Source organism: Actinopolyspora alba (assembly GCF_900112765.1).
GTDB lineage: Bacteria > Actinomycetota > Actinomycetes > Mycobacteriales > Pseudonocardiaceae > Actinopolyspora > Actinopolyspora alba.
This window is the reverse complement of the sequence record NZ_FOMZ01000008.1, coordinates 111,376-131,544: the sequence shown is the minus strand read 5'-3', so window position 1 is coordinate 131,544 and position 20,169 is coordinate 111,376. Positions and strand designations below refer to the sequence as shown.

The following is a 20,169-nucleotide window of genomic DNA, read 5'->3' as shown; positions in this document are numbered from 1 at the left end:
GTGGTGGGAGCGGCAGTCAGTTCGGGGACCGAGAAAGCCCCGGCCCGCGAGGCCGGGGCTTTCTCATTGGCGTGTGAGTGTGGGGTGCCCTGGTTGGGCGATCGCGTAGCCGGCACGTGAGTCGTCGCCTTGCCGTGTTGGGCCGGTTCTTGAGTAGCGGCCTACGCGGCGAGCGGCCCGGCCTCGCGACGCATCCGGCTCACGCACCGGGGACGATCCCGATGCCTCGTTCGTGGTCACTTCCCGACGGCGGTCTCAGTGGCGGAAATTTCGCGAGAAATTGACGCCCCAGCACGGCGGTATGGCCCCGGCTCCGTCAAATTCTCGCGAAATCGCCGCGCCAATGCGGCGATGCGGCGCCGAGTGCGTAAATTTCCCACGAAATCGCCGGACAGCTTCGACGCGGTGGCGAACTCCCGCCACGGAGCCGTGGCAGCGGAGCGCTCCGTCCCCAGGCAGAGAAAAACTCGGGTTTCCCTCCCCGGGGAGGGAAACCCGAGTTCCGGCAGTTCGGCTTGTCGGAGCATTCACTGCCGGAGCCGGGGGACGCGCGCTCAGATCCGCGAGTCCTTCGCACGCCAGCCTTGTGCGGAAACGCCCGCCTCGGGCGGGCCGGTCCGGGCGAGGCGGTTCAGGACCGCGGCAGTCGCAGCCCGTTGTAGCCGGCCCGCGCGTCGGCGAACCGCCGGGATACCTCGTCCCAGTTGACCACGTTCCAGAGCTGCTTGACGTAGTCGGCCTTCACGTTCTTGTACTGCAGGTAGTAGGCGTGTTCCCAGATGTCGAACACCAGCAGCGGGGTGGTGGCGATCGACAGGTTGGAGTGGTGATCGCGCAGCTGCTGCGTGATCAGTCGCTGTCCGACCGGGTCCCACGCGAGCACGCCCCATCCGTTGCCCTGGATCGTGGTGGAGACGGCCTCCATCTGGGCACGGAAGTTGTCGAAGGAACCGAAGTCCTGGTCGATGGCCGCCGCGAGCTCGCCGGTCGGCTTGTCGCCGCCGTCCGGGCTCAGGATCTTCCACCACACGAGGTGCAGCGAGTGACCCGCGAGGTTGAACGCCAGCGTGGTCTCCAACCCGACGATCGACGAGAAGTCGCCCTTCTCCCGGGCCTCGGCGATCTTCTCGATCGTGTCGTTGGCCCCTTTGACGTAAGCCGCGTGGTGTTTGCTGTGGTGCAACTCGTTGATCTCACCGGCGATCGCGGGTTCGAGCGCCGAGTAGTCGTAGTCCAACTCGGGCAGCACGTACTGCGCCATTGACCGTCTCCCTTTCGCAATGGGGTTTCGGTAGCAAGTCTGTCGCAGTTGCAAACTACTAGCAACAGTTTCGGCGCGCTCGACTCGGGTGGGTAGTACGAGGCGGAGCCCGGTGGGGCCCGGCCCGCTCCCGGCCCCCACCGGTGTGAACTCATTCCACCGGCCAGGTGTGTGCCGGCTCGCCGCTGTCACCCAGTTCGATGTAGCGGCGCAACATCTCCACCAGAGCGGGCTGTCGGTCACGGCTGCGCTGCAGCCGCATCACCGTCTCGCGTTGCCAGTCGGCGCCGGTCTGCCGGGCCTTGCAGCGCTGTTCCAGCACACCGAGGTGGTGTTGCCTGGCCACTGCCGAGACCCCGCACGCCTCCAGGCCCTCGTGCGCCATCGGGAGCAGCTTGCGCAGCACCAGCTCGTCGGCGGGAACCCATCCCATGCCGGGCCAGTACAGTCGGGCGTTCATCCCGTAACGGGCCCCGCTGTAGAAGTTCTCCTCCGCCGCGGCGAACGACATCTGTGTCCACAGCGGCCTGTCCTGTTCGGCCAGTGCGCGCTGCGCGCCGTAGAAGAACGCGGCGTTGGCCAGCATGTCGGACACCGTCGGTCCCGCGGGTAGCACCCGGTTCTCCACCCGCAGGTGCGGAACCCCGTCCACGAGGTCGTACACCGGGCGGTTCCAACGCCAGATCGTGCCGTTGTGCAGCCGCAGTTCCGAAAGCGTCGGGGCGCGTCCGGAGTTCAACGCGGCCACCGGGTCCTCTTCCTCCGGTTCCGGCATCAGCGAGGGGAAGTAGCGCACGTTCTCCTCGAACAGGTCGAAGATGGAGGTGATCCAGCGGTCCCCGAACCACACGCGGGGGCGTACCCCCTGGTTCTTCAGCTCCTCGGGCCTGCTGTCGGTGGCCTGTTGGAAAAGCGGAACACGCGTCTCCTGCCAGAGCGCCTTGCCCAGCAGGAACGGTGAGTTCGCCCCGACGGCCACCTGCACCCCGGCCAGGCACTGCGCCGCGTTCCAGTGCGCGGCGAAGTCCTCCGGAGCGACCTGCAGGTGCAGCTGTGCCGAAGTGCAGGCGGAGGAGGGCAGGATCGACTCCGCGTGCGAGCGCAACCGCTCCTGCTCCTGGTCGCCGAGCGGGGTGCCCGACATGTGCAGCAGTATCTCCTCGCCGCGTGCCGCGCAGATCTGCTGGTTGAGCAGACCGTAGCGCGCGGGGTGCGACAGCCAACGCGGATCGAAGTGGGAGCTCCGCAGCGTCGGCAGCGTTCCGATCATGACGAGTTTGGCCCCGATGTCCTGCGCCTTGCTGTCGGCGTTCGACAGCGAGGCGCGCAGCTCGTCCTCCAGTTCGAGGGCTCCCTGGCCTGCCAGCGCTCGCGGGCGGACGTTGAGCTCCAGGTTGTGTTGTCCCAGCTCGGTCGTGTACGAGGGGTCGTCGATCTTCTCCAGTACTTCTGCGTTGGACATCGAGGGGTTCATCCCCTCGTCCACCAAGCTCAGCTCCATCTCCAGCCCCATCTGCTGGTGGGGGAAGGAGAAGTTGCCCTCAGCCAGCATCCGGGCCAGCGCGTCCAGACCGCGCTGCATCTTGTCCCGGTATCGCTGCCGATCGCCCGGTCTGAACGCCCGACTGATTACGTTCTGCTTTCCCACGCCGCGTCACCCCGATCCAACGGTGTGCACATCGGCAGCTTCCGTGCTGGTCAGCGCCGGATTTCACAGTGGCACACCGGTGACCGCCCATGCCAGCGGCCAAAATGGTGGCACGATCTGACGAACGAGGGAGAGGCGTGGAGACGCTGTGTGTTCACGGGTGGTGTTCACACGTGCTCGGGGTTCGAAGCGAGTGCCCTCGTCGGAGCGAGCGCCGGACCGCGGCCGTTCAACGCTGTGGCCGTTCAGCCCGTGGCGGGTGCCGCCGCCCCCGTGCTCCGCCTGCCCAGGGTCAGGTGGACCGTCAGCGAGGCGAGTACCACGCCGAACATCACCAGTGCCATGGGCAGCGCCGATCCGACTCCGCCGAGCCCCACCAGCGGGGCCGCCAACGCCCCCACCACGAATTGCAGGACTCCGAGCAGTGCCGAGGCGCTTCCGGAGACCTCCTGGCGTTCGGCGAGCACGAGCATCGTCGTGTTGGGCATCACGAAGCCGAGGCTGGAGATCATAACGAACAGCGCGACGAGCAGGAACGGCAGTGGCAGTCCCGCGGACACGGTGACCACCAGCAGCAACCCGGCCACCGCTGCCGCGCTCAGCGCGCAGAGCAGCAGCTGGGACTCGGTGGCGATCCTGCCGACGAGCCGTGCGTTGATCTGTCCGCCCGCGACCAGGCCCAGGGCGTTGCTGCCGAACGCGAGGCTGTACGCCTGCGGGGAGAGTCCGTAGATGTCCTGCAGCACGTACGAGGAACCGCTGATGTAGGCGAACATCGCGGCCATGGCCAGTCCCGCCGCCAGTGCGTTTCCCAGGAACGAGGGGCTGCTCAGCAGTCCGCCGAAGATGCGCGCGGTGGAACCGGGTCGCAGCGGTTGGCGCCATCGCCTCGGTTTGGTCTCCGGGAGTGCCAGTACCGTCACCAGGAACAGCACCACCGAGAAGGACGCCAGCACCACGAACACCCCGCGCCAGGTGGTGAAGTTGAGCACCTGCCCGCCGATGACCGGCGCCAGAATGGGGGCCAGGCCGGTGACCAGCATCAGTGACGAGAAGAACCGGGAAGCCTCCACTCCGGAGTAGAGGTCGCGCACCGAGGCGCGGGCGATGACCATTCCCGCGGCCGCGCCGAACCCCTGCAGGAAGCGCAACGCGGTCAGTGCGTACACGTCCCCGGAAAGCGCGCACAGCACGGAGGTGGCGAAGTACACACCCAGCCCGACCAGCAGCGGTTTGCGCCTGCCGACCGAGTCGCTGAGCGTTCCCGCGACCAGTTGCCCGAAGGCCAGCCCGAGCAGCACGGCGGTCAGCGTGAGTTGTCCCTGCGCGGAGGTGGCACCCAGCTCCCTGGTCAGCTCCGGCAGGGCGGGTACGTACATGTCGATGGTCAACGGACCGAACGCGGTCAGTCCCCCGAGGATGAGGGCGAACTTCGCCTTGCGGCGCGGCCCGGAGTCGTCGGTGCCGGACGCGGCAGCGATCTCGGGGTGGTGCGTTTCTCCGTCGCGGTGGCTGTTCTCCTGCCCGGCGCCGCTCGGTGGAGCGTCACTCGGTCGCGGGTCACTCATGGGCCGGCCTTCCGTGATAGGGAACTCACACCCGTCAACCACGAACGTGTGAAGTCGGCTGGTTATGCCCATCTCGTTCGCATCGCTAAGTGAGTTCGGTCACGGACCTCGTTCCCACCGTGGCGAGGTCGACCGGCACCGGCCACGAACACAACGGCCACGAACACGGTCGTCGTCGAAGGTCACATCCCCTGATGCGAGGATACGAAGTGTGGCCAGGCTGATCGAAGTAACCGATGCGGAGGACCCCGCGGTCGACGACTTCCGCGATCTGACTACCGCCGATCGTCGTCCCGATCGCCCCGGTGGGCGCGGACTCGTGATCGGCGAGGGCAGGCTGGTGGTGGAGCGGCTGCTCGCCTCGCCCTACCCCATCCGGGGACTGCTCGGTGAACGCAAACGGATAAACACCCTCGAACCGCTGCTGCGCGAGCTCGACGTCCCCGCCTACATCGTCGAGCCGGACACGCTGGCCGGGATCGTGGGCTTTCACCTCAACCGCGGAGTTCTCGCCGTGGCGGACCGCGCTCCCGAACCCGATCCGGCCGAGCTGATTCGCCGTTCCAGCAAGCTGGCCGTGCTCGAAGGGGTCGTCGATCACGAGAACCTCGGAGCGATGTTCCGCAACGCCGCCGGGCTCGGCCTCGACGGGGTGCTGCTGGGACGCGGCTGTTCCGATCCGCTCTATCGCCGCAGCGTCCGGGTCTCGATGGGGCACGTGCTGCGTGTGCCGTTCGCCAGACTCACGGACTGGCCCGGCGACCTGGAGCGTCTGGGTGCCAACGGTTTCCGGGTGGCCGCGCTGGCTCCCCGCCCCGATGCCGTTCCGGTGGGACGAGCGGGTCTCTCCGAGGGCAAGGTGGCCGTGCTGATGGGTTCGGAGGGGCCCGGGCTGAGTGAGGAGGCACTGCGCTCGTCCGATCTCACCGTCGGCATTCCGATGTCTCGTGAGGTGGATTCGCTGAACGTCGCGGCCTCGGCCGCGATCGTGTTCCACGCCATGCGCTCCGACTCGTGAGGCCGCCGCGTCCGCGGGCCACGGGGTGATCTTCGGGCCCGGGGTGCCGGAGAGCATCGTCCCGGTGGAAGATCTCAGTAGGGGGACGTCGCGATGGTCGGGGAAACCATGGAACTCCGGGTCGTCCGAGGGCGACCCCTGTTCGTCGAGGCGGACGGGCCGCTCGGCCTGAAGCCGGAGCACGTGGGGCTTTCCCCCACTCTCTGCGCGGCGCTGTACGAATGGGCCGAGGTCGTGGAGCGAATCGGCCGCGGGAATCCCCCCGACGAACGGGCGTCGCGTGCGGTGGCACGTCGCGGCCGGCTGCTCGCGGGCCGCACGGCGGGGGAGTGCGGCCGTGCCGTTCGTTACCACGATCCGCTGACGGGTGAGCCGAGCACGCTGCCCGCACCCGGCGGGCAGCGGCTTGTCGCGGGCTCGGACCCGCGGACGGAAGAGCTCGATCGCACCGCCCGGCCCACCGGTGTGACGGTCAGCGTCATCCTCGCGGTGCTGGTCTCCGTGGTGCTGGTGGTGGTTTCGCTGGGGCTGGCCGAGGTGAATCCGCTGCTCGGAGTGGTGGTCAATCTCGCTGTGGCGGGCGGATTCGCCCCGTCGGTCTGGCTCGGACGCGCCGTACCCACCTGGCGCTGGGTGGCCTTCGGAGTGGTGCTCGGTGTCGTCGTTTCCTGGGTGATCCTGCCGCTGAGTCTGCTGGGGTGAGCCGGGCCTCCCCGCGCCCTACACCATCCGGGGGAACGAATGTTCGGCCCGGTCAGCATGGTTCCGTGTTGGGCCGTTGGGCACAATCGAGGGCATGTCACCGTCCGCGCGCGTGTTGTTCCTGGTCGGCCTCTTGTCGATCCTCGTGGCCCTGTTCACCGGGGCAGTGCTGCTCACGATGGACTACGTCGCGTGGATAGCGGGGACGATCGGCGCGGTCTCCATCGCGGGAGGGTTCGTGGCGAGGGCGCTCTCCCCGGACACCGGCGGCGGAAAGTCCACAGGGGACGGTGTTTCTCCCGGTGGCGGGCGCCCCCGCGGCAGGTTCATCGGCAGATCGCTGCCGGGAGTGCGGGACCGCATCTGGCAACGACACCTCGATTCGCGAGGTGGGAACTCCGGTGACGAGCAGCAGAGTCCGGAACAGGACTCCTCCCGCCCCTGAACCCGGCGTCCCTGAACCCGGTATCCCTGACTCCGGTATCGCTGACCCCGTAGTCGCCCGTCCGGCCCCGGCCGGTTCGACGCGTCGAACTCGTCGCACGTCGGCCGCCGGTCGCGGTCTCGCCGTCGGTCACCGGTTCGACCGCACGCCGAGCAGCACGTCCTCCCAGGAGGGGACGATCGGGTGGTTCTTGCGCCCCTCCCCGGTATCCGCGTCGTCCTCGACGTCATCCCGGTCCGCCGTCACGTGCTCGGCCTCGTTGTCCGGCCCCTCCAGGGGTTGTTCGGCCTCGGAGTCCTGGATCGCGTTTCCGAACTCGGCATCGTTCGACTGCGAGGTCGAGCCGAGTAGCGTCCCCGCGGTCATGGCGGGGATGTGGGTGGTTCCGACGGCGCTCTCGGAGAGGTCGAGGTTGTGCTGCTCGGGCGCTCCTCCCAGCAGCGGAGTGGTGGTCTCCCGATCGCCGGAGTGAACCTCCTCCTCGTCCGAGTGGTCCAGCTCGAGTGCCTCCCTGGCGAGTTCGGTGACCGGACGTACCGTGCGCAGTGGTCGGTTCGGAGTGGGATCGAGCAGGTCGAGCGCGTCCTCGTCCAAAGCGGCGATCGTGCCCCCCTGCGCGCCGGGGTGGAACGTCCAGTGCGCGGTGTTCTCCGTGCGGCCGGCCTGCCAGCGCAGCGTGACCACCCACTTGCCGTCCTCGCCGCGCCAGGCGTCCCAGCTGGTCTCGCCGTAGTCCTGCCCCCGCATCCCGAAGGTCTGCGAGATGATCTCGCCCAGTGTCTGTACGTCCGGCCCGTCCTCGCGGATCGGATGTGCCTGCTGGGCCTTCTCGGCGACCTGGGCCCGCTCCAGTAATACCGGGTAGGCGTAGCGCTCCACGCGTTGCTGCGGAATCCCGGCCTCAGCGGCGACTTCCTCGACGGAAGCGCCCGCACGAACCCGCGTCTGGATCTCGCGCGGCCGCATCTGGGCTTCCAGCTCGATCTGTACCTGCCCGAGACGGGTGAGGTCACCGCGGGCCGCGGCGCGGAGTCGCTCGTCGGCAGGCACCGCGAAGCGTTCGCCGTTGTCGGGATCCTCACACACGACGGTCTCGCCGTCCTCTTCGAGCCCGACCACTCGCAGCGCTCGCATAAGTGCCTCCCCGCGCCTCCCGCTGATTTTAGATCACCAAGCTATAACGATAACTCGGCGGGGGGTCTCCGTGGGACGGACGCGCCGAGTGTCGTAACGATGATCCTGCCGAACGGGCGTACCCCGTCGCATCCGTGGAAATACCTTGATTCCCCGAAAAACCGTGTGGTCTCGATTACCCGGTCGGGCCGCGGCGGGGTGTTCCATCGTCGCGGGCTCGGGTGTATCGCTCGGGGACGTGCCGGTCGAACCTCGGCATCGTCGCGGCGCGGCGGACGGTGACGCCGTCACCTGGCCGGAGCCTCGGCCGGGGCCGGGGTCCGGGGTGAGCGGCGCACCGCCCACCCCGGTAGTCGCGTCGAATCAGCCGAGCTTGCCCGCGATCCAGTCGATCGCCTGCGTCAGCCTGGTGACGTCGTCCGGCTCGACGGCGGGGAAGGTGCCGATGCGCAGCTGGTTGCGGCCGAGCTTGCGGTAGGGCTCGGTGTCCACGATCCCGTTCGCGCGCAGCGCCTTGGCCACGGCGTCCGCGTCGATCGAGTCGGCGAAGTCGATCGTGTTGACGACCTGGGAACGCTTGGCCGGGTCGGCGACGAAGGGGGAGGCGAAGTCCGAGGACTCGGCCCACGAGCACACCCGGCGCGAGGACTCACCGGTGCGCCGCACGCACCAGTCCAGCCCGCCCTGCTCGAGCATCCACTCGATCTGGTCGGCCAGCAGGAACAGCGTGGCGACGGCGGGGGTGTTGTAGGTCTGGTCCTTGCGGGAGTTGTCCAGCGCCGTGGTCAGCGAGAGGAACTCCGGGATCCAGCGGTCCGAGCCACCGATCTCGCCCACGCGCTCCAGCGCTGCCGGGCTCATCGCCGCGATCCACAGGCCGCCGTCCGAGGCGAAGCACTTCTGCGGTGCGAAGTAGTAGACGTCCACGTCGGCGGGGTTGAACGGCAGCCCACCGGCGCCGGAGGTGGCGTCCACCGCGATCAGCGAGTTCTCGGAGCCGGCGGGGCGGGTCGGGGGCAGCATCACGCCGGTGGAGGTCTCGTTGTGCGCCCAGGCGATCAGGTCGGCCTTCGGGTCGGCCACCGGATCGGGAGCATCGCCCGGATCGGCCTTGACGACGATCGAGTCGTCCAGGAACGGGGCGGACTTGGTCGCCTTCGCGAACTTCTCGGAGAACTCACCGTAGGTCAGGTGCAGCGCACGCTGCCGTACGAGCCCCAGGGTGGCGGCGTCCCAGAAGGCGGTGGTGCCACCGACACCGAGGACCACCTCGTAGCCCTCCGGAAGGGAGAAGAGCTGGCGGAGACCTTCCCGCACGCGTCCGACGAGCGACTTCACCGGTTTCTGCCGGTGCGAGGTGCCCATCACGTCGGCACCCTCGTTCGCGAGCCGCGTCAACTGCTCCGGCCTGACCTTCGACGGTCCGCATCCGAACCGTCCGTCGGACGGGATTAGTTCAGCGGGCAACCGCAGCGTCGTCGGGTCGATGTTGGTTTCGGCCTGCGTCATGCCGGCGCCTCCGGTCCTTGTTGTGTTGGTTTCGGCCCGTTCGAGGGCCGCTTGCGAACATGCACGAAGTTGGCCAGATGACCGGCGCCGTTGCCGGCTCAAGCACGGCTGGGCGCACACCGCCGGCGCGGTCGGACGGATCGCGCCACCGTGCCGCCGGTGTGAACCAGCCGCGGGCAACTTACTGCCTCCGTCGCCCCCTTGGCTACCGCGACGAGCCCGGTATCACCCGGGCGAAGCCGACCGGTGCGGTCGTTCGCGTCCGCCCGGAACCCCGGCTGAGACCGGAAAAGAGCTACGATCCCCCGGAACTCGCGCTGTGATCCGTATCATACTCGTGGAGTCGGTCGATCAGGTCGGCGCGGGCCCGGGCCACCCTGGAACGGATCGTGCCGGTGCGGCAGCCCGCCACCTCGGCGGTCTCCTCGTAGCTGAGCCCGACCAACTGGGTCAGCACGAAGGCTTCCCTGCGCCGTTCGTCGAGGGTCTCCAGCGCGCTGCGCAGCGCGTAGCCCTCCGGTATCGAGAGGCTTCGCGGTTGGACCCGTTCCGCCGCGAGCTGCCAGTCGTCGATGTCGGCCGTGCGGGGGCGGCGGTCGCGGTGCCGGATGTGGTCGGCGGCGACCCTGCGAGCTATCGACAGCAGCCAGGTGCGTGCCGAGGAGCGGCCGCGGTAGGTGGACAGCGAGCGGAACGCGCGCAGGTAGCACTCCTGGGTGAGATCCTCCGCGACGTGCGCGTCCGCCAGGTGCCGCAGCAACTGCCAGACCTGACGCTGCGTACCGTGCACGAACCTGGTCGCGGCGTCGGTGTCCCCCCGTTTCGCCGCCAGCGCGCAGCGCGTGAGTTCCTGGTCGTCCACGCCCAATATCCAATGAACTTCGGGCCCTGGCCCGCTGCCACGGTTGTTCGGCTCACTCGACCACGTAAGCCGCGACGATGCCGACTCGTCGGGCGTGAACCGTCGTTACCGTGGGAGCACGATACGCGTGTCCCGTCGATCTCCGGCACGGGAGCCGGGAACTACCGGGAGGTCGCCGACGACCAGCACGGTGTGGACTGCGTGACGAGTCTCGAGATCCTCTCCGCCGAGCTCGACGGGGCGGCCACCGAGGAGCAGCGTCGACTGGTACGGCAGCACCTGGCGGGCTGTGCCGAGTGCGAACGGCGACGAGCGGGTTTCGACGAGTTGCACCGGGCGGTGCGGATCATGCCCGCCGAGCCCGGCCCCGACGTCACCGAAGCCGTGCTGCCGGCCCTGCGGCCCCGGTTGCTGGACCGGCTGCGCGGTGAGGCGGGTAGGCGACCGCGAACCGCCCTGCGCTGGTCGCTGGCACTGGTGGCGGTGGTTCAGTTGGGGGTGGCCCTGCTGCAGCTCACCGGAGTCGGAGTTCGCGTGGGTGACGGGGTCCGGTCGACGATGCCGCACATCGATCACGAGACGGGCGCCTGGAACGCGGCGGTGGCGGTCGCGTTGGCCTGGGTGGCGCTGCGTGCCAGGCACGCGGCCGCGCACCTGCCGGTGCTGGCGAGTTTCACCGGCGTGCTCGGCGCGTTGTGCCTGGTGGATCTGGTCACCGGCCGCGTCGGCCCCGAACGGGTGATTTCACACCTGCCGGTGTTGCTCGGGCTGGTACTGGTGGCGGTGTTGGCGCTGCTGCACGGCTCGGACCGGGTGCCCGCCAGCGGGAGCCGGTCCCTCGACGGCGGTGCCGAGCGCGAGGTGGCGGAGAACACCGCCACGAGCGCGCTCGACGAGGGGAGGACCGAATCGTCCCCGCCGCCCGTGGCGCATCGGGAGAGCGCGTGAGACGTGACGGACGGCATGGTTCAAGCTGGAGGGAGTTTCGCCGGTCGCGGTGAACCGCACGAAAGGTGGTCGGATGACGACGTCCGCGGACACCTCAACCGAGTCCGCCGAACAGCAACGCGGCTCTGCCGAACAGCAACGCAACGTCGAGCTGGCCGTCAGCGGCATGACCTGTGCGGCGTGCGCCAACAGGGTGGAGCGCAAGCTCAACAAACTCGACGGTGTGCACGCCAGCGTCAACTACGCCGCCGCCCGTGCCAGCGTCACCGCCCCGGCGGGCGCCGCCGACGAGCTGCTGACCGAGACGGTGACCAAGGCCGGCTACGGGGCCGAGGTGCTGCGCCCCGCCGAGGAGAGCCCGGACGACTCCCGCGCCCGGCTGCGCGATCTGTGGCGCAGGCTCGTCGTCTCGGTCGTGCTGTTCGTGCCGCTTGCCGACCTGGCGATCCTGTTCACGGTGCTTCCCGAAGCCCGCTTTCCCGGTTGGCAGTGGCTGATCATCGTGCTCGCGCTTCCCGTGGCGGGTTGGGCCGCCTGGCCGTTCCACCGCGCCGCGCTGCGCAACGCCCGGCACGGTTCCTCCTCGATGGACACGCTGGTATCCATCGGGATCACCGCGGCGAGCGTGTGGTCGCTCTACGCGATGTTCGCGCCGAGCGGGGCGCCCGCCGACGCCTCCGGGCTGTGGTTGCTGCTCAACACGGACGGCGCCGCTTACCTGGAGGTGGCGGCCGGGGTGACCACCTTCGTGCTGGCCGGGCGCTACTTCGAGGCCAAGGCGCAGCGCAGAGCGGGTGGCGCGTTGCGCGCCCTCGCCCGGCTCGGAGCCAAGACCGCTCTGGTGCGGGACGAGGACGGCACGCACCGGGAGGTGCCGGTCGAACGACTGCGGGTCGGGGATCGGTTCGTCACCCGCCCCGGTGGAACCATCGCCACCGACGGGCGCGTGGTGCGGGGCGGCGCCGCCGTGGACCGCAGCTCGATGACCGGGGAGTCGGTGCCCGCCGAGGTCGTCGAGGGTGACGAGGTGACCGGAGGAACCACGGTCGCCACCGGCTGGTTGCTCACCGAGGCCACCAGGGTCGGCCGGGACACCCAGCTCGCGGGGATGATGCGGCTGGTCGAACAGGCGCAGAGCGGCAAGGCCGCCGTCCAGCGGTTGGCCGACCGGATCTCGGCCTACTTCGTGCCCGCCGTGCTCGGGCTGGCCGTGCTGACGTTGCTCGGCTGGCTGCTGCTCGGCGGCTCGGCAGAGCGCTCCTTCACGGCCGCGCTCTCGGTGCTGGTCATCGCGTGTCCGTGCGCGCTGGGGCTGGCCACACCGACCGCGCTGATGGCCGCTTCCGGACGTGGTGCGCAGCTCGGCATCTTCCTCAAGGGGTATCAGGCCCTGGAGTCCACCAGAACGGTCGACACGGTGGTGTTCGACAAGACCGGCACGGTCACCACCGGCAGCATGACCCTCGGCGAGGTGTACTGCGTCGCCGGTGTGGCGCGGTCCGAGGTGCTTCGACTGGTGGGCGGACTGGAGCACGCCTCCGAACACGCGGTCGCCGCCGCGATCACCTCCGCCGCGCGCGCCGAGCTCGGGGAGGGCGTGGAACTGCCCGCTGTCGAGGGGTTCGCCAACGACCCCGGACTGGGCGCGCACGGCGAGGTGGACGGACACCACATGCTGGCAGGCAGGGCGAAGCTGTTCACCGACAACGGGATCACCGTTCCGGAGGACGTGCGGCGACGCCACGCGGAGTGGCAGCGCGGCGGTAGGACCACCGTCCTCGTCGCGCGGGACCGGGTCGTGGTGGCGGTGCTCGGGCTCGCCGACGCGGTCAAGCCCTCGGCCCCGGCCGCCGTGGCCGAGCTGCGGCGGCTCGGGATGCGGACCGTGCTGTTGACCGGTGACAACGAGGCCACGGCTCGTTCCGTCGCCGAGGAGGTGGGGATCGGCGAGGTCGTCGCCGACGTGCTCCCGGACCAGAAGGTCGAGGCGATCGAAGGTCTGCGTGCCGAAGGGCGCCGGGTGGCGATGGTCGGCGACGGGGTCAACGACGCGCCCGCACTGGCCACGGCGGAACTGGGGCTCGCGGTGGGGGCGGGCACGGATGTGGCCATCTCGGCGGCCGATCTCATCCTGGTCCGCGAGGAGCTGACGGCGGTGCCGGACTCCGTGAAACTCGCCAGGCGGACGCTCGGCACCATCCGGGGCAACCTGGTCTGGGCGTTCGGCTACAACCTGGCCGCCGTGCCGCTGGCCGTGTGCGGACTGCTCAACCCGCTGATCGCGGGCGCGGCCATGGCGCTGTCCTCGGCCTTCGTCGTCTCCAACAGTCTGCGGTTGCGCCGGTTCACCCCCGCGTGAAATCGCTCCCCGGAGTGTTCGGTTCGGGGAAGCCTCCGCCTCGGGGTTCCCTCCGGGGAGGATCCGGGAGGTCTGGGGGTTTTCCCGGAAGCGGTTCACGAGTTCGATCCGTTTACTGGGGACAGTGCACAGCGGAGAGTCGCGAAGTCCCGCGGAGCGGGCTCCGGAGATCGAGATCCGCCCCGGCGAATCCGCGTCGAGTGGATCCGCCGAGGGCCTCGTCGCGCGCTCTCGGTGCTGTCGCTCGCCCGAGGTGGTCGTAGGGCTCGACAACCGGGCTGTTCCTTCGCGCGTCTTCCGAACGTCACACGTGGCACTCCGTGTCCGGAGCGTCACGTTAGAGTCAGTTTCGCAATTCAGATACCACAATGGGGGAATCACGTGAGTTTCCCGAACGGGTCGCAGCAGCCCGCGGCCGCTCCTTCGGAACAGGGCGGAGTCAATGGACAGCCCGGCTTCGCCGGGCAACTCGCCGAATCCGTACCGGAATCCGCCACCAGCGGATCGGCACTGGTCAAGGTCTACGGCAGCGGTGAGGCCGGAGTCCGCGCGCTGGACAACGTCGACATCGGCTTCGCGGGCGGACGCTTCAGCGCGATCATGGGGCCCTCCGGTTCCGGCAAGTCCACCCTGATGCACTGCCTGGCCGGGTTGGACACTCCCACCTCGGGTCGGGTGATGCTGGGAGACACCGACCTGACCGGTCTCTCGGACAAGCAGCTCACCCTCACGCGGCGGGACAGGATCGGCTTCCTGTTCCAGTCGTTCAACCTGCTCCCCACCCTGACGGCGGAGCAGAACATCCTGCTGCCGCTGGAGCTGTCCGGCCGCAAACCCGACCGGCAGTGGCTGAACGAACTCACCGAGTCGTTGGGCATCGACCAGCGGCTGCGCCATCGGCCCAGCGAACTCTCCGGCGGACAGCAGCAGCGGGTCGCGGTGGCCCGAGCACTGATCACGCGCCCCGAGGTCGTCTTCGCCGACGAACCCACCGGTGCGCTGGACTCGAAGTCCGGCGCGAACCTGCTGGAGTTCCTGCGCGGCTCGGTGCGCCAGTTCGGCCAGACGGTGGTGATGGTCACCCACGATCCGGTCGCCGCGTCCCACGCGGACAGCGTGGTGCTGCTGGCGGACGGCAACATCGCGGGTCGGATCGACGATCCCACCCAGGAAGCGGTGCTCGACTCGCTGCGCCGGTTGGGTGGGTGAGGGCCAGTGCTGCGCAACACCCTGCTGCAACTGCGGCACAACATCGGGCGGCTGACCGCGGCCGGGCTCGCCATCGTGCTGGGCGTCGGTTTCGTCGCCGCCACCCTCGTGTTCACCGGCACCATGCAGTCCTCGGTGCGGCACATGGTGGCGGCACCCAACCTGGCCGCCGACGTCGTGGTAGACGACCAGGTGGCGAGGGTCGCCGAGGGGAACGAGAACGACAAGAGACAGCAACGCCTGCGGAAGGTTCGGGACACCGAAGGTGTCGACGTGGCCGTCCCCAGGACCGAGAGCTACGCCAATGCCTCCTGGAAGGGCGAGCGGTACTCGGTGGAGCTGAACCGGCTGCCCGAGCAACAGGCACTGCGCTGGTACGAACTCGCTGAGGGCAGCTATGCGGACGCCGCGGACGAGGTGGTGCTCAGCGAGCGCGCCGCCGACTCGGCGAATCTTTCTCCCGGAGACACCATCACGCTCCAGCAGCCGCGATACGTCTCGCCTCGGGAGGGAGAGAGCGAGAAGGCACCGCCGAAGCGCGAGGTCACCGTCTCGGGGCTGGTCGACATCGGGAGCAACGTGCTCACGGGTGGCAGCCGCGTCACGGTCTTCGCCCCCCAGGGGCTGCTGAACCAACTCGGGACAACCGATTACCGCGCGATCGACCTGCTGCTGGCCGACGGTGCCGACACCTCTGCCGTGCTCGACCGGCTGCGCGGCAAGCTCGACGCCGGCCAATACGTCAAGGTCCGAACCGGACAGCAGCAGGCCGATTACGCGGTGAAGCTTTTCAGCGGAAGAGTGGCCGCCGCACTGAACGCCGTACTGCTGCCGTTCGGCGCGATCGCGCTGTTCGTGGCCGGGTTCGTCATCGTCAACACCTTCTCGGTGCTGCACGCCCAGCGCAGCAGGCAGTACGCACTGCTGCGGTGCGTCGGGGCCACCCGGGGACAGATCCGCCGCTCGGCGCTGTTCGAGGCGCTGCTGGTGGGGCTGGTCACCTCGGTGATCGGCACGGTGTTCGGCGTGCTGGTCTCGGCCACGGTGAGCTGGCCGCTGGGGCTGACCGACTCCCCGGTCGACTTCGGCTCGCTCGGTATCACCCCGCTGGCGCTGACCGCGCCCGTGGCGGCCGGACTGCTGGTGACCTTCCTGGCCTCGCTGGCCCCCGCCGCACGCGCCATGCGGGTCGCCCCGCTGGCCGCGCTGCGTCCCGTCCCGGACGAGCAGGCCTCCCGTCGGATCGGTCGAGCACGATTGGTGTCCGCCGTGGTGTTCACCGTGGCGGGCGCTGGTTTCCTGCTCGGCGGTGCCCTGCTCGGATCGATGACCATGGCGGTTCCCGGCGGACTCCTGGCCGTGGTGGGAGTGCTGCTGTTCACGCCCACGCTCATTCCCGCGGTCGCCAGGGCGTTCGGCTACCTGATGCGTTCGCTCGGCCCCACGGGCACGCTCGCCAGTGGCAATGCCGTGCGCAATCCCTACCGGGCCTCCTCCACCAGTACCGCGCTGATGATCGGTGTCGGGCTGATCGTGCTGCTGCTCACCGGTACCGCCAGCGCGCGGAACGGCGCCAACGAGCAGATCGACCAGCGCTACCCGGTGGACGTGAAGATCGCAGCCGAGGAGCGGGGCCAACCGGTTCCCGAAGGGGTGGGGCAGCGCCTCGCGGCCCTGGAGGGCACGGCCGCCACCGCCGCCCTGTCCGGCGCCAGTTTCGAGATGGAGCGGCCGGAGACGAGTATGCCCGAGGGAGCCTCCCGCGAGGACATTCCTCCCGCGACCTTCCGCGCAATGGGGATCGCCCCCGCGAAGCTCGCCGAGGTCTCCCGGCACGGTGCGGAGGCTCTCCGGCAGGGGACCGCCCTGGCGCCCTCCGGCATCCTCGACAGCTGGGGTTGGTCGGAAGGGGACCGTGTCGAGCTGCCCATCGGGGAGGGCTCCGCCACGTTCCGGTTGGCGTCCACCGATCTGATCAGGTCCGGCTTCCTGCTGACCAGCTCAGATCTGGCCGCGACGGGGGCCGAGACCAGCACCAGCGAGATCTGGGCCCGCGCCACCTCCGACACCTACACGCCGAGCTACACCGGCGAGCTGAACTCGTTGGCCGAGGAGAGCGCCTCGACGCCCATAGACGTCGGGGGAGCGGTGCAGATGCGTGCGCAGTTCACCCAGGTGCTCGACACGCTGCTGCTGATCGTCACCGGTCTGCTGGCGGTCGCGGTCATCATCGCGGTGGTCGGCATCGCCAACACGCTCGGGCTGTCGGTACTGGAACGCGGCAGGGAGTCCGCACTGCTGCGTGCGCTGGGACTGACCCGTGGTCAGCTGCGGGGGACCCTGGCGCTGGAGGCGGTGCTGCTGGCCGTGGTCGGAACCGTGCTGGGAGCCCTGATCGGAGTGCTGTTCGCCTTCGGCGGGGTGGCGGCGATGTTCGAGAACATCGGACTGCCGGTCTCGTTCGCCGTGCCCTGGACGCGGCTGCTGCTGGTGATCGCTTGCGCGATCCCCGCTGGTGTGCTGGCCTCGGTGCTTCCCGCGCGCCGTGCCGCGAAGGCGCAGCCCGCCGCCGCCCTCTCCGAGGAGTAGATCGGGCTCCGCCGATTGCGTAGCAGGTTCCGTGGCGGAACCTCCGGCACGGCTCTCGCTCCGGGGAGACCCGACATCGGGTAGCGACCTGCACAACGTCGGGTCTTCCTCGCGAGAGCCGCACCGGAGACCCCGCGGCGGTTCCGACCGCGAGGGTGGCGGTTCGGTCTGCGGGAGTGGTCGGAGTTCGGAACCGGGGCTCGCGCCCACCGGCGCGGCGATTTCGCGAGAAATTGACGGAGCCGGTGCCACACCGCCGCGGGGGGCGTCAACTTCGCGAGAAATTGACGCCCCCCGCGGCGCCGTCGGGACGCGACCGTGCGGGTCGCAGCGCATGGGACCTCTGGTGCGCGAGGCGGATGCCGGCTACGCGGCGGGAGGGGTCAACTCCCCTCGACATCGGTCCAGTGGACTTCGAGCTCGTCCCGGGTGCCGAAGCGTTCCAGATGGGTTCCGACCACCTGTTTGACCCGGTCGACCCCTTCCCGATCAGCGGCACGCGCCCGCAGCAGCAGGGTCCGCCCCTCGGCCCGCAGCTCGCACGTTCCGACGTCGAACTCCACGCGCCCGGTTGCGTCGTCGTGCTCGCTGTCGACCTTGTGCGCGAAGTGCTCGCACAGTTGCGACAGGTATCGCTGTGGTCGTTCGGTGGTCACTTCCGCCTGTGAGGTCAGCATCTTGTCTCTCGATCGACGCGGTTTCGGGTAAGGTATGCCTTGCCGAACTCACGTTACTCCGGTGTTCGCCGTGCACACGATCACCGAGCCGTCGTGCCGCGGCGAGAGTCCGGTCACACCGGGTAGGCCGCTGTCGAAGACCGTCGCTGTCGACGCGCGCCCGGCCGGTTCACCAGGGTCCTGTCGGATCCGTTCAGCCCCGGGTGGATTCCAGCCGTGCGAGCATGCCCCGGTAGTCGGCGTCGTCATCGTCGCCCTCCTCCCGGTGCCACTGCCGGAGCAGCACGACCAGTACCAGCAGCAGCGGAATCTCACCGCCGAGCCAGCCGATCAGCGCTCCCGCCTGCTGTGCGGCCATCGGATCCACCGACCACGGCAGGTCCAGCGTGCGGTAGTAGTTGCCCGCGATCGGCTCGGACATGCTCAGCACCAGCACCCCGAAGAAGGCCAGAGCGGGCATCATGCCCAGCGTCACGCCCAGTCGCGCCAGCTGCGGCACCCGTCGGGGGGTGCGGTCGATGCCGAGTATCGACCAGAACCACAGATAGCCGCTACCCAGGAAGTAGACGTTCATGATCGTGTGAGCCCAGTGCTCCTGCATGATCAGTTGGAACAGGCCGGTCGGGTACAGCGCGTAGAGCGAGCCCACCAGCAACAGCGAGGCAAGCACCGGGTGACTCAGCCACCTCGAAACGGGCGAGTCCACTATCCCGAGCAGCCATTCCCTCGGTCCGTACGGTTCACCCCGGCGCGCACGAGGTAGGGCCCGCAGGCACAGGTTCACCGGGGTCCCCAGCACGAGCAGGGCCGGACCCAGCATGTTCAGCAGCAGGTGGGCCGTCATGTGCACCCCGAAGGTGGCAGGTGCGTAGCTTCCCACTCCGGAGGAGCTGGCCACCAGCACCGCCAGGCAGCCCGCCAACCAGCTCACCGTGCGCCCCACCGGCCAGCGTTGCCCGTGCGCGCGCAACCGGCGCACTCCCGCCAGGTAGCTCACCGCCAACACCACTGCGGCCGTGCCCAGCAGTAGGTCGAACCGCCACTGGGTGACCAGCTGCCAGAAGCTCGGAAACTCCGGAAGGTCGTAGCCGATGAGCAGGTCCATGGCGGTGGCGTTCCGGTCGAGCAGGTTGGGCGGCGGAACGTGCGCCATTCCCATCGAGATCCCCACCGTGGTCAGCAGCAGCGCCAGCTCGGCCCCGGCAAGGCGCAGCATCCCCACGTGGCGATCCCGCGCGGACCGGGTGATCCGACGTCGCAACGGCACCGAGACCAGCCCCACCAGCAGCAGGAGACCGATCTTGCACAGCACCAGTGCTCCGTACTGGGTGTCCAGCCACATCCGGGCCGGTGCCAGTATCAGCGAGCCGATGACACCGGAGACCGCCAGCACACCCCAGCACGTCGCGGCGAGCTTCCGGTAACGCCGCGCCACTATTCCCGGGTTCGCTCCCCGCCTGCGGGCGTGGGCGAGCACGGCGAACAGCACTCCCAGCCACAACGCGGCCGCCACCACGTGGAAGACCATGCTGTCGGAGGCGAAGTCGTGCCCTCCGTTGGAGGCGGAGTGCCCGACCAGCACCGGAGGCAGCAGCGTCACCCCCGCCAGCACGGTCAGCCCGATCGTGGTGCGCCACCGCAGCGTCGAACGGCACGCGACAGCCAGTACCAGCGCGAGCAGCGCGGAGAGCAGCCACGCCTTCGGAACGTCCAGTGCTTCCAACAGCCCCGACAACGCGCCGGGCGTCAGGCTGTCGGTGACCGACTGCCCCGCCGAGTCGGCGGCGTCGAACACCGTGAGCAGCAACCCGGCAACGCCCCAGAGCCACGCGGCCGTGCCCGCGGTCCGCAGCGCCGCGTAACCGTCCGGCGAGATCATCCCACCGCGTTGCGGGACGGTGAAGAACGCGGCGAACACCAGACCACCCAGGCAGCACGCCCCGGCGAGGTCGAATACCAGCCGCAGCAGGTTGACGCCCAGTTTGGTCAACGCTCCCGGATCGGGGTATCCGAGTACCGCGTAGACGCCGCTGCCCGCCGCGAGTACCAGCACGATCGTGAGAACCACGGCGGACCCAGTACCCAGCAGCCCCCAGCGGGTCACCCCGGGAGCACTCGGTGCGGCTTCGTCGCCTTCCCTGCGGCTGCTCGGTGCGGAACCTGACATGAACTGACCTCGTGATCGGGGTGGTGGGCCGTGAATCGCGAACGGTGCCGGTTTCGGCGGTCCGGTACTGTTT

15 protein-coding genes are annotated in these 20,169 nt (G+C 69.3%); 7 read left to right on the top strand and 8 right to left on the bottom strand.

Annotation, left to right across the window (positions count from 1 at the left end; all coding sequences use genetic code 11):
* Window positions 1–631: 631 nt before the first annotated feature.
* From BM150_RS13595 to BM150_RS13585, 3 genes are all read right to left on the bottom strand, one after another.
* The gene (locus BM150_RS13595; protein ID WP_092927634.1) at window positions 632–1,261 is read right to left on the bottom strand and encodes a superoxide dismutase; all 630 of its coding nucleotides are present in this window, start codon (window positions 1,259–1,261) and stop codon (window positions 632–634) included.
* 151 nt (window positions 1,262–1,412) lie between these two features.
* A complete protein-coding gene (locus BM150_RS13590) occupies window positions 1,413–2,843 on the bottom strand; it encodes a glutamate-cysteine ligase family protein (protein WP_425427420.1) in 1,431 nt (476 codons plus the stop codon).
* Window positions 2,844–3,154: 311 nt separating this feature from the next.
* Window positions 3,155–4,477 carry a multidrug effflux MFS transporter gene (locus BM150_RS13585; protein ID WP_092927632.1) on the bottom strand — a complete coding sequence of 441 codons (1,323 nt, stop codon included), beginning with the start codon at window positions 4,475–4,477 and terminating at the stop codon, window positions 3,155–3,157.
* A 211-nt stretch (window positions 4,478–4,688) separates the two neighbouring features.
* Here BM150_RS13585 and BM150_RS13580 point away from each other — a divergent pair, with 211 nt between their 5' ends.
* From BM150_RS13580 to BM150_RS13570, 3 genes are all read left to right on the top strand, one after another.
* On the top strand, window positions 4,689–5,495 hold the full coding sequence (locus BM150_RS13580) for a TrmH family RNA methyltransferase (protein WP_092927631.1): 807 nt from the start codon (window positions 4,689–4,691) through the stop codon (window positions 5,493–5,495).
* A 93-nt stretch (window positions 5,496–5,588) separates the two neighbouring features.
* Complete coding sequence (locus BM150_RS13575; protein WP_092927630.1) at window positions 5,589–6,197, top strand: DUF2537 domain-containing protein; 609 nt, start codon at window positions 5,589–5,591, stop codon at window positions 6,195–6,197.
* Window positions 6,198–6,291: 94 nt separating this feature from the next.
* A complete protein-coding gene (locus BM150_RS13570; protein WP_092927629.1) occupies window positions 6,292–6,642 on the top strand; it encodes a hypothetical protein in 351 nt (116 codons plus the stop codon).
* 129 nt (window positions 6,643–6,771) lie between these two features.
* Here BM150_RS13570 and sepH read toward each other — a convergent pair whose 3' ends face one another.
* The 3 genes from sepH to BM150_RS13555 all read right to left on the bottom strand — a co-directional run bounded on the left by sepH (window position 6,772) and on the right by BM150_RS13555 (window position 10,147).
* Window positions 6,772–7,776, bottom strand: coding sequence for a septation protein SepH (gene sepH / locus BM150_RS13565; protein WP_175496815.1), 1,005 nt, complete (start codon window positions 7,774–7,776; stop codon window positions 6,772–6,774).
* Window positions 7,777–8,139: 363 nt separating this feature from the next.
* Entirely contained in the window at window positions 8,140–9,285 is a 1,146-nt protein-coding gene (serC, locus tag BM150_RS13560) for a phosphoserine transaminase (RefSeq protein WP_092927628.1), read from the bottom strand.
* A 295-nt stretch (window positions 9,286–9,580) separates the two neighbouring features.
* Entirely contained in the window at window positions 9,581–10,147 is a 567-nt protein-coding gene (locus BM150_RS13555) for a sigma-70 family RNA polymerase sigma factor (protein ID WP_092927627.1), read from the bottom strand.
* A gap of 201 nt (window positions 10,148–10,348) precedes the next feature.
* On the opposite strand from BM150_RS13555, the gene BM150_RS13550 reads away from it, so the two are divergent.
* From BM150_RS13550 to BM150_RS13535, 4 genes are all read left to right on the top strand, one after another.
* Window positions 10,349–11,095, top strand: coding sequence for a zf-HC2 domain-containing protein (locus BM150_RS13550; protein ID WP_175496814.1), 747 nt, complete (start codon window positions 10,349–10,351; stop codon window positions 11,093–11,095).
* Window positions 11,096–11,168: 73 nt separating this feature from the next.
* Complete coding sequence (locus BM150_RS13545; RefSeq protein ID WP_092927625.1) at window positions 11,169–13,454, top strand: heavy metal translocating P-type ATPase; 2,286 nt, start codon at window positions 11,169–11,171, stop codon at window positions 13,452–13,454.
* Between the two features lie 510 nt (window positions 13,455–13,964).
* Window positions 13,965–14,663, top strand: a complete 699-nt coding sequence (locus tag BM150_RS13540) for an ATP-binding cassette domain-containing protein (RefSeq protein ID WP_092927781.1) — start codon at window positions 13,965–13,967, stop codon at window positions 14,661–14,663.
* A gap of 6 nt (window positions 14,664–14,669) precedes the next feature.
* Complete coding sequence (locus BM150_RS13535) at window positions 14,670–17,252, top strand: ABC transporter permease (RefSeq protein ID WP_092927624.1); 2,583 nt, start codon at window positions 14,670–14,672, stop codon at window positions 17,250–17,252.
* 383 nt (window positions 17,253–17,635) lie between these two features.
* Here BM150_RS13535 and BM150_RS13530 read toward each other — a convergent pair whose 3' ends face one another.
* Window positions 17,636–17,929, bottom strand: a complete 294-nt coding sequence (locus BM150_RS13530) for a DUF2218 domain-containing protein (RefSeq protein WP_092927623.1) — start codon at window positions 17,927–17,929, stop codon at window positions 17,636–17,638.
* Between the two features lie 193 nt (window positions 17,930–18,122).
* Window positions 18,123–20,096 carry a bifunctional copper resistance protein CopD/cytochrome c oxidase assembly protein gene (locus tag BM150_RS13525; protein WP_175496813.1) on the bottom strand — a complete coding sequence of 658 codons (1,974 nt, stop codon included), beginning with the start codon at window positions 20,094–20,096 and terminating at the stop codon, window positions 18,123–18,125.
* Window positions 20,097–20,169: the final 73 nt, after the last annotated feature.

What these genes read in the sequence shown, in the direction of transcription:
- BM150_RS13585 (WP_092927632.1), bottom strand. Translation starts at nt 4,477, where the DNA reads ATGAGTGACCCGCGACCGAGTGACGCTCCACCGAGCGGCGCCGGGCAG.
- BM150_RS13530 (WP_092927623.1), bottom strand. Translation starts at nt 17,929, where the DNA reads ATGCTGACCTCACAGGCGGAAGTGACCACCGAACGACCACAGCGATAC.
- BM150_RS13545 (WP_092927625.1), top strand. Translation starts at nt 11,169, where the DNA reads ATGACGACGTCCGCGGACACCTCAACCGAGTCCGCCGAACAGCAACGC.
- BM150_RS13590 (WP_425427420.1), bottom strand. Translation starts at nt 2,843, where the DNA reads ATGCAGCGCGGTCTGGACGCGCTGGCCCGGATGCTGGCTGAGGGCAAC.
- BM150_RS13575 (WP_092927630.1), top strand. Translation starts at nt 5,589, where the DNA reads ATGGTCGGGGAAACCATGGAACTCCGGGTCGTCCGAGGGCGACCCCTG.
- sepH (WP_175496815.1), bottom strand. Translation starts at nt 7,776, where the DNA reads ATGCGAGCGCTGCGAGTGGTCGGGCTCGAAGAGGACGGCGAGACCGTC.
- BM150_RS13595 (WP_092927634.1), bottom strand. Translation starts at nt 1,261, where the DNA reads ATGGCGCAGTACGTGCTGCCCGAGTTGGACTACGACTACTCGGCGCTC.
- BM150_RS13570 (WP_092927629.1), top strand. Translation starts at nt 6,292, where the DNA reads ATGTCACCGTCCGCGCGCGTGTTGTTCCTGGTCGGCCTCTTGTCGATC.
- serC (WP_092927628.1), bottom strand. Translation starts at nt 9,285, where the DNA reads ATGACGCAGGCCGAAACCAACATCGACCCGACGACGCTGCGGTTGCCC.
- BM150_RS13525 (WP_175496813.1), bottom strand. Translation starts at nt 20,096, where the DNA reads ATGTCAGGTTCCGCACCGAGCAGCCGCAGGGAAGGCGACGAAGCCGCA.